Source organism: Lactobacillus sp. HMSC08B12 (assembly GCF_001808415.1).
GTDB lineage: Bacteria > Bacillota > Bacilli > Lactobacillales > Lactobacillaceae > Lactobacillus > Lactobacillus delbrueckii.
On sequence record NZ_KV793095.1, the window covers coordinates 1 to 13,812 of the forward strand.

A 13,812-nucleotide genomic window follows, 5' to 3' on the forward strand; every position below is an offset into this window, starting at 1 on the left:
AGTCAATGCCTTAACTTAATGACATTGTCCCGTAAGCTTCCTTTTTTTCCTGTGCATAAGTTTATGTTTCTTACTTTTTCTCGAAGTACTGCTCCTTATTGACCTTGAAGTACTTCTGGTAATCCTTGTAGTAGTTGTGGTACATGTGCTTCATCAAGAGCCAGCGCTTGATGTTCATGTCCGGCTTATAGAAGACCGTGGTGCCTACCTTGCCGGCCCGCAGAAGTGCCAAGGCTTCCTTTTTGGCCAGGGAGTCGACCGCGTATTGTTCAAAAATCTTGTCCGGTACACCCAACCAGAGCTTGTGCTTGGCTGGATCCTGGTTGCCGTAAACAACCGGCTGGTCCTTAAGCGAGTCTTCCACATAGTCGTCCACATACCACTTGGCCAGGTTGTAGCCGTTTAAAGTGACGTAGAAGCTGGACCGGCCTTGGCGGAGGTTGATCTCAAAGAACTTGTACTGGCCGTCGCGGACGTCGTACTTGATGTCAAAGTTGGCCATGCCCGTGTAGTTGATCTTTTCCAAAAAGGCCTGGACAGTCTGGTAGAGCTTCTCGTCATAGTCCGGCGTGATTACCATGTAGTTGCCGATGGCAATCGGGTCCGGGTCTTCCAAAAGCGGGTGGCCCAGGCACATCATCTTGACCTGGTGATTCTTGTCCACATAAGCGTTCAAGACCCGCATGTTGGAGTCATCGCCCGGGATGAAGTCCTGCAAAATCAAGTCTTCCTTGTAGCCATTGGTGTAGATCTTGCCCACAATGTCCTTGAATTCAGCCAGGTCCTTGATGACAAAAGCCTTCTTCCGCCCTTCAAACTGGACGTCCAGCCAGGAAACCGGGTCTTCCGGCTTTAAAGCGACCGGGAAGGGGAAGGGTACGTCGGCGTAAGAACCATCCTTGTAAGCGGACATAGTGATGATCTTGGTCTTCGGGTAAGGCAGGCCGTATTCTTCACAGACCTCGTAGAAGCCCTCCTTAGAGATCAGTTTTTCCAAGAGGGCGTAGTCGATATAAGGAACGATGAAGGCCTCTTCCAGCTCCTGCTTGTGCTTGGCTAAAAGTTCTGAGTAACCGTCCCCGCAGGAGATCAAGATCACCGGTTCCGGGTGCTTCTTGTATTCCTTGATCTTCTCGCGCATAACCTTGATGAATTCCGGGTCTTCAGTAAAGCCCGGGTGAACCTCGATGTCAACGATCTTTGAATACCGGGTCGGGGCTAAAGTGGACGCGCCCCAGGCCTGGACCTTGATCCCGTAAGCCTCGTGGAAGGACCGGGCCATCCCGTAAACATTGATGTCGCTGCCTAAAAGAATCGGAGTAAATTGTTGCATGATTGTTGCCAGATTTCTATTGGATTGTAATTTTTTGGATGAAAAAAGTCCCTACCTATGTTAGCACGTTTAGGCAGGAACCGAACTGTTTGCTTATGAATTTTCGCTGATCCGGTAGCGGATGGCCTTGGCCTTGCCCCGCTTGAGAACCAAGCCGCTGTTTTCCATCTGCCGCAAGAGCCGGGTCGCCGTAGCTGGGCTGACCCCTAAGAGCTCCTCAATATCGCTTCTGATAAATTCCCCATGCTCTTTGCCAAAAGCCAAAACGGTTTCTTCATTGCCAGTTGCCCGGGCCTTTGGCTTGGGGGCTGGGCTAGGGGAAGGAGCAGGTGTTACCGCCTTTTTGACTGGTTTAGAAGTCGCTTTAACAGCTGCCTGGTAATGGGGCAGGACCACCTTAAAAGAGCTGGGAGCGGCTAAAATCTGGGGCGCAAGGCGGCTGCCCTTGTAGGCACTCTTGATTCTGGCTAACCCCGTTCCGTAGGATTCCACCAGCTTCAGCTGGTAAAAGAGGTCAGCCAAGCGCTTGTTCCGGCAAACTGACAGGCCCAGCTGGATGTCTTCCAGGGTAATCCCGGGCATGAGGCCGCCAAAAGAAATGAATTCCACCCGGTCTGTGTATAAGTTGATCAAGCTACTGGCCGGGTTGCTGTAGTCCCTGTGGATAATCGCGTTCATCAAGGCTTCCCTTAAGGCCTGCTTGGGGTAGGCTGGCCGGTCTTCCCGGTAAAGGCCTTTAATCTGGCTCTCTACTGGGTTGTGCTTTTCCAAAAAAGCGTAGACCTGCTGGAATTGAGCGGCCAGGGACCCGGTAAACTCCTGCCGGTCCAGGAATTCATCCTGGTCTGTCCCCTTAAAAACAGCGCACTTGATCGTGTAAGGGCACTGGTCAGAGACCAGGAGGTCGAAATTACTGAACTGGAGGATGCCGAACTGGCTGGACGGCGGGCTAAAGGGGAGACCCTGCTGGTCAAAAAGGGCCTGCAGGGAGTTGAAGGTCAAGTCCTGGCGGAGAGAAAGCTGGTTTTCAAAGCTGCTGGAATCATTTGGCGTAAGCATGGCGCGCCTCCTTTTTACTGCTTGCAATCTAATCATATTTTAGCGAATCTCGTCAATCTCGTCAATGACTTGATTAGATTTGATTTGATTAGATTTACTTGATTTGATTCGATTCCCAGGCAAAAAGAAAAGCGCCCGAAGGCGCTCTTGTTAAAGGCTGGTCTGCTTTTTCTCCTGGTGTTTGGCATAGAAATGGTGGGCGACGTAGCAGAAGATCACGAATGGAATCGTCGCGTACAAGGCTACCCTCTGGGAAGGGTCAAACCAGATCAAAAGGCAGGAGGCCAGGCTGGCGATAAAGGCAAACCAAGGCGTGAAAGGATAGAGGGGGGTCTTGAACTTGAGCTCGTCCTCCGTATGCCCTTCTTTCAGCCACTTCTGCCGGAACTTGAGCTGGCACAGGGCGATCGCCATCCAGACGAAGACCACCGCCAAGCCGGAGATGGAAACCAGGACCAGGTAGATCGTGTCAGCCGCGTAGACACTGGTCAAGAGGGAGAAGACCCCACCCAGCATGCTTATCAGCAAGGAGATGGCCGGAATCCCTCTTTTGTTTGTTTTGGCAAAAACAACTGGAATAGTCCCCTCATTGCCCAGGGACCAGAGCATTCTGGTTGAGGCATAGAGGCCGGAATTGCCGGCAGAGATGATGGCCGTCAAAACGACGAAGTTCATCAAGTCGCTGGCAAAAGGAATCCCCATCATGTTAAAGACGTGGACGAAGGGGCTTTCGGTAACGCCGGCTTGCTTGTAGGGGATGAGGCAGGCCATGAAGAAGATGGAGTCGATGAAGAAGATGATCAGCCGCCATAAGGTGGTGTGGATGGCCTTAGGCAGGGTCTTTTCTGGTTCCTTGGCTTCCCCGGCCGTGATCCCGATCAGCTCCGTCCCCGAGAAGGCAAAGTTGACCGTGAGCATAGTGGTAAAAACCCCGCCAAAACCAGTCGGGAACCAGCCGTCCTTGGTCAGGTTGGTCAAACCTGGTGCTCCCTGGCTGCCTTTTAAAGGAATAACTCCGACCACCGCCAGTCCCCCTAAGATGATGAAGGCGACGATTGCCGCTACCTTGACGGCCGCGAACCAAAACTCACTTTCCGCGAAAATCTTGACCGAGAAGAAATTGGAGAGGAAAATCAAAATCATGAAGACCAGGCTCCAGATCCAGACGGGGACAGAGGGAAACCAGTGCCGCATGATAATCCCCGCCGCGGTAAACTCGCTGCCCAGGGCAATAGTCCAGGTCAGCCAGTAGAGAATGGCGACCGTAAACCCGGTGGCCGGATTAAGCAGGTTCTTAGCGTAAACGTGGAAGGAACCCGTGTAGGGCATGGCCACCGACAATTCGCCCAGGCAGAGCATGACGGCGTAAACCAGGATTGCCCCGAAGAAATAGGCGATAATCGTGCCGATGGGTCCGGCCTGGCTGATGGTATAGCCCGAGCTTAAGAAGAGACCGGTCCCGATGACCCCGCCCAGGGAGATCATCTGAATATGCCGGGCTTCCATCTTCCGCTCGAGGTGGTCGACTTTTTCTTGTTGAGCCATAAAAATACCTCTTCAAAACAGATTGGTTTTTTATTAAAATAAACAGTAACATGATAACACATGATGGAGGAAAAACGATGGCAGATTTACCAACCCTTCTGGCCCAAGGCCCGGTGACTTTGGACGGGTCCATGTCCACGCCGCTTGAAGCCTGGGGCGAAGACACCAATTCCGACCTCTGGACGGCCAAGGCCCTCGCGGATAACCCAGACCTGGTCTACCGGGTCCACCAGGAGTACTTCAAGGCCGGCGCCCGGGTCACGATCACCGACAGCTACCAGGCCAGCCTGCCGGCCTTCATGAAGCACGGATTAAGTGAGGACGCGGCTCGAGCCTTAATCAGAGAGTCAGCTGCCGTGGCCATTAAGGCCAGAGACGACTTTGAAAAAGCGACCGGCATCCACAACTTCGTGGCTGGTTCAGTTGGCCCTTACGGGGCCTACCTGGCTGACGGCAGTGAATACCGGGGCGACTATGCTTTAAGCCATGAAGAATACGTGGACTTTCACGCCCCGCGGATTAAAGAATTAGTTGCCGGCGGGGTGGACTGCCTGGCGGTTGAGACTCAGCCTAAGCTGAGCGAAGTCAGAGCTATTCTGGACTACCTCAAGGCCAAGTACCCGGACCTGCCGGTTTACGTCAGCTTTTCCTTAAAGGATCCGGCTAGTATCAGCGAGGGCCTGCCTTTAACTAAAGCGGTCGAGGAAGTCAGCGCCTATGCCCAGGTCTTCGCGGCCGGGGCCAACTGCTTCAAGCTGGCCTGGACTGTCGATGTGGTGAAAAATCTCCGCGCTTCTAAATTGCCAATCGTCGTTTACCCTAATTCCGGGGCCGAATACGATCCTTCTGTTAAAAAGTGGGTCTACCCCCCAGAAGCCGCGGACTTTGGCCAGGCGGGGGCTGCCTGGCTGGCGGCCGGGGCAAAACTGGTCGGGGGCTGCTGCACGACGATGCCGGAAGATATCGCCGGACTTGCCGCCGCGGTCAAAAAGGGTTATACTGCTTTTTAAAATATTTCTAATCTTAGATTAATAAGCTTCTTGAGCAGAGAAAGCAGGTTAAACAATGGCAGTTGAACGAGTAAAAGATTTTTTCAAAGATACTGACGTTAACGTAATTGAACTTCCTGAGTCTTCAGCCACCGTGGCCTTGGCCGCCCAGGCTCTGGACACCGAGCCGGACCAGATCGCCAAGACCCTGTCCTTTTTGGTCGACGATGCCCCGATCCTAGTCGTTATGGCGGGGGAAGCCAGGACTGACAACCACAAGTACAAGGCCACCTTCCACAAGAAGGCCAAGATGATTCCTTTTGACCAGGTGGAAGACTATATCGGCCATGCCCCAGGCGGGGTTTGCCCCTTTGCCGTCAAGCCGGGCGTCAAGGTCTATTTAGACGAGTCCCTCAAGCGCCACACTGAGGTCTACCCGGCAGCTGGCTCAAGCAACAGCGCTGTCCGCTTGACCATCCCGGCTCTGGAAAAATACTCTGACTATACGGCCTGGGTGGACGTGACCAAGACAGCTTAAGCAAAATAAAGAGAAACAAAAAACGCGAACCGGCTGGTTTGCGTTCTCTGTGATGTGAAAAATTACACTGATAACAATAACAATTTGCCACAGATAAAGTTCAGCGTTTGGTGTTACGCTCAACCTAATCGTAATTTTCTCATCCTAATGATAATACTTTCATTTTATTTCGTAAAGTACTAAGGGTGCTTTTTTTAAAAATACTTGGAAAATAGGGGGACTTTTGAGGGAAAAACAATGGCAGATTTAAGCAAGTTGCGGGAGCAAATCGACCAGACCAAGCGGCTGGAAGAGGACTTTTAACCGGCAAAAATGGTAAAATAGGCTCTTAGGTATTGTTGGTAGATTAGGAGCCGAGAAAACGATGGATTTAGGGTTAAGAGTCAAGAAGATCAATGATTTGATGGCCAAAAGGGGCAACTATGAGCTCAAGAAATTGGGCCTGACCTTTTCACAGTTTCACTGCCTGGTTTATCTGGAGAAATGCGCGGGCCAGCAGGCGCCTTTAAAGCAGCTGGAAAACCACTTTGAAGTGGCCCAGGCCACCATGGCCGGGATTGTCGGCCGCCTGGAAGGCAAGGGCTATGTCAGAAGCCACCTGGCGGAAAGCGACAAGCGGGTGAAGATCGTCTGCCTGACGGATGAGGGCCGGCAGATTTGCGTCAGCGCTAAAAAGGGGATGCACAAGCTGCAGGAAAAGGTGGAGCAGCTCTACAGCCGGCAAGAACTAAGCCAGATGGAAAAGTACCTGGACCGTTTGTATGAGCTTTTGGCTGAGGAAAATCGGGAAGCATGCGAGGAAAAAGATGACCAATAAGAAAATATTGCTGCTGTCGACTGGAGGGACGATCGCGTCCGTGGCTTCAGAAGAAGGCTTGATCCCGGGCCAGTCCGGGGCGGAATTGCTCCATACCCTGGGCGGCCTGCCTTATGAAGTCGAGGTCAAGGACATTTTGTCTTTGGACTCTTCCAACATCCAGCCGGAAGAGTGGGCTTTTATCGCCGAACAGATTTATAAATTGCGCCGGGGCTTTGACGGTATCGTCGTCTCCCACGGGACTGACACCATGGCTTACACGGCGTCTATGCTCACCTTTATGTTGCAGGGAATTGACCTGCCCGTTGTTTTAACCGGGAGCCAGGTGCCCATGCAGGCCATCTTAAGCGATGCTCCAGATAACCTCCGGGTTGCCTTTGCCGCGGCCGCAACCTGCAAGCCAGGGATCTATATCGCTTTTAACCGGCAGATCATGCGGGGCTGCCGCTGCGTTAAGATCCGGACGACCGGTTTTGACGCCTTCAAGAGCATCAACGTTGACCCGGTGGCTATGGTGACTTCAGACGGCATTGACATCAAGCACAAAGACTTTGAATACGTGCCAAGCGAGCACGCCATCTGCACTTTGAACACCAAGGTGGAGACCCAGGTGGCCATGATCAAGCTTTTCCCAGGCTTTGACCCGGCGGTTTTGTCCGCCATGGTCGACAGCGGGGTCAGGGGGATCGTCATCGAAGCCTATGGCCTTGGCGGCATGAACTACATGCGGCGGAACATGGTTAAGGCGATCGGGGAGATCATCAAGCGGGGAGTCCCCGTGGTGGCCTGCAGCCAGTGTTTGTATGAACGAACTGACTTGACCAAGTATGAGGTTGGCCGGGCGGCTATGCTGGAAGGGGCGATCAGCGGCCGGGACATGACCAGTGAAAGTGCTGTAACCAAGCTGATGTGGGCCCTGGGCCAGGGGATGGGCCTGGAGGACGTCCGGGCCTTTTTCAACAAGGATATTGCCGGTGAGGTAACCATCACCGATTAAGCTGCGGTAAGGCAGCTTTTTTATTTTTTCTTTCCATTTTCTTTTTCATTTTTGTTTTCTTTTTGCTCCTAAAAACGCTATCATGGTGGTAGAAAAATGATGAGCAAGGAGGAAAAATGATGATCAAACTGATTGCCAGCGACTTAGATGAGACCTTGCTGGGGCCGGGCAGCCGGGTAGTAGAGGAAAATCTGTGGGCTATTAAAAAATGCCAGGAACTGGGCATCAAATTCGTGCCCGCTACAGGGCGCGGCTTTTACTCTTTAAGGCAGACGCTAGAAGAACTGGGCCAGGCGGACCAGGCCGGCCAGTACACGATTTGTTACAACGGCGGGGCGGTTTTTGAGAACAAGGGGCCGCGCCTGATCTCCTTTACCGGGATGGACGGGGACCTGGTTGAGGAAATCTTCAAACGGGGGCAGGAATTAGGTCTGGGGATGCATATCTACACTGAGGACCAGGTTTACGGCTACCAACTTACGCAAGAAGAGATCGATTTTTGCCAAGGCCGGGCCGACTTCGCGGCTTTGCCAGGCGGGGACTTAACGGCCTTGCGGGCCAGCGGAGCCCGTTTTGCCAAGATTCTTTACGTCGATACTGATTTTCCCCGCTTGAAAAAATTGCGGAAGGACCTGGCAGATTTTGAAAAAGTCAGTGAGATGAGCTTTTCATCCAACCGCTACCTGGAATTCAACCCGCCCAAGGTGAACAAGGGGACAGGCCTAAAGAAACTGTGCCAGGAGCTGGGCTATCAGCTGGATGAGACCATGGCGATCGGGGACAGCTTCAATGACCTGGCCATGATCAAGGCAGCCGGCACCGGCGTCGGGGTGGCCAATGTCAGCCCGGAAATGCGGGCTGACTGCGATAAGATTACGGAGAAGACCTTTGACCAGGGGGCGGTGGCGGAAGCGATCGGCCGCTGGGTTTTGCCAGATTATGAGTAAGAAAAAACTTGTTAATTTTTCCCTTAGAATGATATAATTGATTCGCTAATTTATATAAGTACTAAATTATGTTTGGGAGTATCCTATGCCAAAGCGAATTAATCTGCCAGACGGCCAGCAGGCTGTCGAATCTACTAAGGGCTTCTTCGGGGAGTTCAAGGCCTTCATCTCTAAGGGCAACGTGATGGATATGGCCGTCGGTATCATCATCGGCGGTGCCTTCACCACCATCGTCAAGTCCCTGGTCAGCGACATCATCAGTCCGCTTTTAGGGGTGGTCGGTGGGATGAATTTTGACCAGTTCTCACTGAAATTTGCCGGGGTGACCCTGGCATATGGGAAGTTCTTGACCGCGGTCATCAACTTCTTGATGATGGCCTTTGTCCTGTTTTTGATCGTCAAGGCCTTCAACCGGTCCGGGTCCTTGATCAAGAAGGAAGAAGAGGTTGAAGAAGAAGCAACGACCAAGGTCTGCCCTTACTGCAAGAGCGAGATCGACATCGAAGCCAGCCGCTGCCCGATGTGTACGTCACAATTGGAAGAAAAAATGGCTGAACAATAAAATAGCAGGCAAAAGAAAACGAAGCTGCTCTACTTGAGCAACTTCGTTTTTTGTTTATGCAATTAAAGCGATGACTTACTTAAAGCTTGTGGTCCTTGATCATCTTGGCTTGCAGGTCAGCCAGGGCAGGAGTCAGGTAGACCGGGTAGCGGTCCGGGTTAAGCAGTCTTTGGGTTTCTTCTGGCAGTTCAGCCAGCTTTTCGTACATGTGCTTTTGGATCTTGAAGGTGTCGGTTTCGATGGACTTGGCCTTTGGGCCGACAACGACCTGGGTCAAGAGGACGGCATCGAAGTCCTTCAAGTTGGCTTCAGTTTCAGTCATCATCGGGTCCATGTTAATGCCGACGAATTCTTCTGGCAAGCTTTCATCAGCCAGGGCGATGACGTCCGCGAAGGCATTCTTGGTCCCCTTGTGGTAGAGGCGGTAAGCCTTCTTTTCACCAGGCAGGGTGACCTTTTCCTTGGAGTTGGACAGCTTGATCTTTGGCTGCCATTCCCCGTCGCCAATCTTCAAAGCGGCCAGCTTGAAGACCCCGCTCAGAACCGGTGAGCTGGAGCTGGTGATCAATTGTTCACCAACGCCGAAGCTGTCAAGCGGCGCGCCTTCTTGGAGAAGGGAGTGGATGACGTTTTCGTTCAAGGCATTGGAAGCAGTGATGGTTGCTTCCGGGAAGCCGGCGTCGTCCATCATCTTGCGGGCCTTGCGGGACAATTTGGCGATGTCGCCGGAGTCGATCCGGATGCCGAACTTCTTGTGGCCCTTGGTGCGGAGCTCCTCGAAGACTTTGATAGCGTTAGGCACGCCGCTAGTTAAGACATCGTAAGTGTCGACCAAAAGCAGGGCGTTGTCCGGGTAGACTTCCGCCCACTTTTCAAAGGCTTCGAGTTCGGTTGGGTAGCTTTGAACCCAGGCGTGGGCCATGGTGCCGGCAACCGGGATGTTGTACTTGGCTGCTGACAAGACGTTGCTGGTTGACCCGCAGCCGCCGATAACGGCAGCTCTGGCGCCCAGAACGGAAGCGTCCGGACCTTGGGCCCGGCGGGCACCAAATTCCATGACTGGCCGGCCAGCCGCGGCCAGGTTGATCCGGCGGGACTTGGTGGCGATCAAGGACTGGTGGTTGATTAGGTTAAGGACGAAGGTCTCCAGCAATTGACATTGAATCAAAGGCCCCTTGACCGTCAGGATTGGCACCCGCGGGAAGACCGGGGTGCCTTCTGGAATCGCGTATACGACGCAGTCGAAGGTCATGGTTTCCAGGTAGGAAATGAATTCAGCGCTGAAGAGCTTGAGGGACTTCAGGTAGTCGATGTCTTCCTTGGTGTAGTGGAAGCCCCGCAGCTGTTCAACGACTTGTTCCAGGCCGGCGGAGACGACGAAGCTGCCGTTGTCTGGAACAGTCCGGTAAAAGACGTCGAAGACGGCTTCGGTATCTCTTGGCAGGGTTTCAAAGTAGCCGTTAGCCATTGAGAATTCGTACAGGTCGGTAATTAACGCGTGTGATAAAGACATAGTGTAAAAATCTGCTTTCTCAAAAATATAACTGTTAAAAGTAAAAATAAAAACTTAAACGGTAAAGGTTAGTCGACGACTTCAGCGCCCAGGCAGGACTTGAAGTGGTTCAGTGCCCATTCCTGTCCCGCGTCGTTTAAAGCGGCAACTGCCTTTTCGTGCACCGTGATGTCGTAGCCATGGTTGTAGGCGTCCATGGCGGTGTGCAGGACGCAGATGTCCGTGCAGACCCCGGCCAGGTGAACCCGGCTGACCTTGCGTTCACGCAAGAAGAGGTCCAGGCCGGTAGCGCAGAAGGCAGAGTAGCGTGACTTGTCCAAGACAAGGACGTGCTCGTCGTCTTGATGTTTATTATACCAAGTTTGCAGGGGTCCGTAGAACTCCCGGCCCCAAGTATTTGGCAGGTTGTGGGGCGGGAAGAGCTTGGTTTCCGGGTGGTAGGGGTTGCCTTTAAAGTGCTTGTCGGTTGGCAGGATAACCCACTTGCCGGCGGCCAAAAACTGGTCGGCCAAGCTGACAATCTGGCCAGCCAAGGCCTGGGCAGGTGCCCCGCAGGTCAGAGCGCCTTTGTCATCTACGAAGTCATTGGTATAGTCAATGATCAAGAGTGCTTCATTTTCCATCTTTTTCTTCCTCTTTTGTTAAAAGTATAACTTACCTAAAATAGGATAAAAACAAAAAGTAAAATAAACTTTTACTCGCTTGACGTAAACTTTACTCCAGAAAAGATTAATTTGCAAGTTTTTCAGACAAAGAAGGTAAATTAAGCGTTTTTTTACCAACAAAAACGGAACTTTCTTTATAAAAGATCCGGCAAGATCTATAATTAGGGGTGGAAAGTAGGAATAATTATTGACAAAGAAAGAGTGTAAAAAATGAAGAAGAACAGGAAAAATTTGGCCCTGCTTCTGCTGGCGGCCAGCTTGCTTGCCGGTTGCGCGGGTCAAAGCAATAGTCAGTCCAGTCAATCCAGCCAGGCTAAGAGCGAGAAGAAGGCGGAAAGTAAGGCCAGCTCTAAGTCGGCGGCTAAATCCGCGGCCAGTTCTGCCGTTAGTTCGACAAAATCCTCCTCAAGCCAGGCCAGCTCTAAGTCCGCGGCTTCCAGCAGCCAAAGGGCAGATGCAAACCGGATGGGGACTTTAACTAGTCAATTAAGGGTCAAGCTGCCGGGGATGCTTTTGCCGGCGACTGACGGCTTAGGCCAGGGCAGCAGCAACTTGAATATCCGCTACACCAGCTCAAGCAGCCAGAATGTTGTTTACTACAGCGTCGGAAATAGCCCGCTGGCCTTAAATGACAGCCGGATTGCCAGTGAAAAGCCATATGCCGTTTTAACGGAAAAAAAGAATGTGGCTGACGCCAGCAGCTTGATTAATTACCAAGAGCCCAAGACCGGTCTGCCAGCGGTTAAGATTGCCAGCAATGTGACTGGGACAGAAGAAGGGGCGGCTGGGTCGACTTATCTGCAGTTCAACCAGGGCCAGTGGTCCTTTGTTGTCCGGGCAAGCAATGTCCAGGGGCAAAAGCCGCTGCCAACGGCGCAAAAGCTGCTGGCTCTCTACCAGCAATATGGTCTGCCGGATACGGCGGCAAAGTCCAGCGTGCAGGTTGATGTTGGCGAAAGCCTGGGTTCTTTGAACACGGTGATCACCTGGGCCAAAGGGTCCAGCGTTTATCAGCTTAAGGCCCACAGTACGGAGACCGCCTTTAAGATGCTCAAGAGCCTTAGCTAAAGCTGAGAATAAGGTAATCAATCGCGGCCCAGAGGATAAAGCCGGCGAAGATTGCCAAATAGAAGTAGGCCTTGCGGACCTTGTGGTGAAAGACCAGCATGCCCAGGCCGGACCCGACAGGGGCCAGCAGGCCGCAGGTAAGCAGCAGCCGTTCGGGGATGCGCCAGGCGTGCATCCGGGCTTTAGCCTTGTCGATGCCATAGAGGGCAAAGGCGATTAAGTTGATAAGCAGCAGGCTGCTTTGCCAAAAGTTGTTCATGTTGTCTCCTGGTTATTTCCTAGTTAGTTTTAAAGAATTACAGGCCACCCTGCTCAGGCAGGGTGGTTTTTTGCAAAAAAGAAAAGCAAGGCAGTTTTAGCCTTGCTTGTTGATAGCCTTTCTCCAGAGGATATTGCTCTGCGTTTCCTTAAGGCAATAGAGTTTTGGCGGCCGTCCGCTCTTGTGGTAATTCTTCTGCACGCCCAGCTCGGTAAAGAGGGAACCGTGGGTCTTGCGGAAGTTGGAGTTGTCGATCTCATCGACTGTGGTCTGGAAGAAGGGGGCGTAGACCTCGCGGGCTTCGCGGAGGGTGAATTCGGGGCCAAGGATCTGCAGGATGCTGGGCTGGTAGTCCAGTTTGTTGCGGATGCGCTGGATGGCCACGGCGATGATTTCGTCATGGTCAAAGGCCAGGGCGTGGGATTTTTCCGCTAATTCAAAGGTCAGGTCCTTGTCAGCGGAAAAAAGCTCATACTTGTGGCCTAAGTTTTCAAAGGCGAACCAGGCAACATCGCTGGCTCCGTAGCCGGGCCGCAGGTTTGGCATGGCGGGCAGGTAGGTCATGTAGGTTAGGGCCAGGGCCCGCTCGCCGGGCGTCCGGTGGGGGGAGGTAAAGGTGGCCAGCTGCTCGGTGGAAGATTCCGGAAGGTCAAGGCCGATTTTTTCTTTGATCAAGCGCACGGCAGCCTGGTCGGCACTTTCGTTTTCCCGAAGGAGGGTTTCCGGCAGGGCCCAGCGGTCCGCGAAAGGTTCGTCCTTGCGCTTGACTAAAAGCAGCTGAACCCGGTGGGTTTCCTTGTTAAAGCTCCAGATCAGGTTGGTGATGGTGATCAAGGGGCGTTCGACTATCTTTTCTAATTCAGGCATCAAAACGTCTCCTTTCAGTTTTATTACTATTATATCATTGCCGGGAGGATTAGCTGGATGTGGAAGAGGAATGAAAAAACGGGAGAATTTTTGAAAGAATAATCAATTTTCCTCTGCCACTAATTACAAACAGTGCTAGTGTAATGTCATACTGATATTTAAAACATGCACAATCAGAACTATAACTGCTGATATAGAGCCGCATGCGTAGTATCCGTGCCAATATTATTAAGATATCGTCATGACATTACACTAGAATGTAAGCGAAAAAACATTGTTTGATTTTTCGTTTACAGGAGCATAATACTAGTGGCGAAAAACGTGTTTGATGTGTTTGATTATATGTAAGAGTTAACAGATAGGTACTAAGCCGAATTAGCCTAGGGAAATTCGGAACTTTTCTATAGGTTAGAGCCCAAATTTCCGTTACACTTTAGAAACGTATGTTTGGAAAAACGTAGGAATACGTGCTAAAATATTCCTCGAAAAAAGATTGAGACGATATGGTTATGAAAGGCGGTGAAATTAAATGGCGGAACAGATAGAAGAAGTACCGGCGGAATTAATTCAGACAAGAGTCTATGAATTACATCCCAACAAGACTATGAGAAGAGTTTTGGATAAAGCTTGTGACTATCGCCGCTATTGCTGGA

Annotated in this window: 14 protein-coding genes; 7 read left to right on the forward strand and 7 right to left on the reverse strand. The window is 51.9% G+C overall.

Translation table 11 applies throughout. The features are described 5' to 3' along the window. Window positions 1-70: 70 nt before the first annotated feature. The 3 genes from HMPREF3168_RS00655 to HMPREF3168_RS00665 all read right to left on the reverse strand — a co-directional run bounded on the left by HMPREF3168_RS00655 (window position 71) and on the right by HMPREF3168_RS00665 (window position 3,937). Window positions 71-1,333: a carboxylate--amine ligase gene (locus HMPREF3168_RS00655; protein ID WP_070487973.1), complete on the reverse strand. Its 1,263-nt coding sequence runs from the start codon at window positions 1,331-1,333 to the stop codon at window positions 71-73. A gap of 93 nt (window positions 1,334-1,426) precedes the next feature. Next, entirely contained in the window at window positions 1,427-2,392 is a 966-nt protein-coding gene (locus HMPREF3168_RS00660; protein WP_003614027.1) for an ATP-binding protein, read from the reverse strand. A gap of 150 nt (window positions 2,393-2,542) precedes the next feature. Further along, entirely contained in the window at window positions 2,543-3,937 is a 1,395-nt protein-coding gene (locus HMPREF3168_RS00665; protein WP_070487975.1) for an amino acid permease, read from the reverse strand. Window positions 3,938-4,014: 77 nt separating this feature from the next. Between HMPREF3168_RS00665 and mmuM the strand changes: the two genes are divergently transcribed. The 6 genes from mmuM (at window position 4,015) to mscL (ending at window position 8,787) form a co-directional block, all read left to right on the forward strand. After that, window positions 4,015-4,947 (forward strand): homocysteine S-methyltransferase, encoded by a 933-nt coding sequence (gene mmuM, locus HMPREF3168_RS00670; protein WP_070487977.1) that lies wholly within the window; start codon window positions 4,015-4,017, stop codon window positions 4,945-4,947. A 55-nt stretch (window positions 4,948-5,002) separates the two neighbouring features. Further along, complete coding sequence (locus tag HMPREF3168_RS00675) at window positions 5,003-5,464, forward strand: YbaK/EbsC family protein (protein WP_003614037.1); 462 nt, start codon at window positions 5,003-5,005, stop codon at window positions 5,462-5,464. A gap of 364 nt (window positions 5,465-5,828) precedes the next feature. Continuing rightward, window positions 5,829-6,281, forward strand: coding sequence for a MarR family winged helix-turn-helix transcriptional regulator (locus HMPREF3168_RS00680; RefSeq protein ID WP_003614046.1), 453 nt, complete (start codon window positions 5,829-5,831; stop codon window positions 6,279-6,281). Beyond that, a complete protein-coding gene (locus HMPREF3168_RS00685; RefSeq protein WP_003614022.1) occupies window positions 6,271-7,278 on the forward strand; it encodes an asparaginase in 1,008 nt (335 codons plus the stop codon). The genes HMPREF3168_RS00680 and HMPREF3168_RS00685 overlap by 11 nt, the downstream gene beginning before the upstream one ends. A 116-nt stretch (window positions 7,279-7,394) precedes the next feature. Next, window positions 7,395-8,225 carry a Cof-type HAD-IIB family hydrolase gene (locus HMPREF3168_RS00690; protein ID WP_035175325.1) on the forward strand — a complete coding sequence of 277 codons (831 nt, stop codon included), beginning with the start codon at window positions 7,395-7,397 and terminating at the stop codon, window positions 8,223-8,225. A gap of 85 nt (window positions 8,226-8,310) precedes the next feature. Continuing rightward, complete coding sequence (mscL, locus tag HMPREF3168_RS00695; protein ID WP_003614043.1) at window positions 8,311-8,787, forward strand: large conductance mechanosensitive channel protein MscL; 477 nt, start codon at window positions 8,311-8,313, stop codon at window positions 8,785-8,787. Window positions 8,788-8,866: 79 nt separating this feature from the next. Here the strand turns inward: mscL and HMPREF3168_RS00700 are convergent, their stop codons facing one another. Then, window positions 8,867-10,300: a nicotinate phosphoribosyltransferase gene (locus HMPREF3168_RS00700; protein WP_070487979.1), complete on the reverse strand. Its 1,434-nt coding sequence runs from the start codon at window positions 10,298-10,300 to the stop codon at window positions 8,867-8,869. Between the two features lie 68 nt (window positions 10,301-10,368). Further along, on the reverse strand, window positions 10,369-10,923 hold the full coding sequence (locus HMPREF3168_RS00705) for a cysteine hydrolase family protein (RefSeq protein WP_035183906.1): 555 nt from the start codon (window positions 10,921-10,923) through the stop codon (window positions 10,369-10,371). 252 nt (window positions 10,924-11,175) lie between these two features. Here HMPREF3168_RS00705 and HMPREF3168_RS00710 point away from each other — a divergent pair, with 252 nt between their 5' ends. Beyond that, window positions 11,176-12,033 (forward strand): hypothetical protein, encoded by an 858-nt coding sequence (locus tag HMPREF3168_RS00710; RefSeq protein ID WP_070487981.1) that lies wholly within the window; start codon window positions 11,176-11,178, stop codon window positions 12,031-12,033. Here HMPREF3168_RS00710 and HMPREF3168_RS00715 read toward each other — a convergent pair. Together HMPREF3168_RS00715 and HMPREF3168_RS00720 are read right to left on the reverse strand one after the other, a co-directional pair. Beyond that, window positions 12,026-12,292, reverse strand: coding sequence for a DUF1294 domain-containing protein (locus HMPREF3168_RS00715; RefSeq protein ID WP_070487983.1), 267 nt, complete (start codon window positions 12,290-12,292; stop codon window positions 12,026-12,028). The genes HMPREF3168_RS00710 and HMPREF3168_RS00715 overlap by 8 nt on opposite strands. A gap of 96 nt (window positions 12,293-12,388) precedes the next feature. Continuing rightward, window positions 12,389-13,159, reverse strand: a complete 771-nt coding sequence (locus HMPREF3168_RS00720; protein WP_070487986.1) for an NUDIX hydrolase — start codon at window positions 13,157-13,159, stop codon at window positions 12,389-12,391. Window positions 13,160-13,812 lie beyond the last annotated feature (653 nt).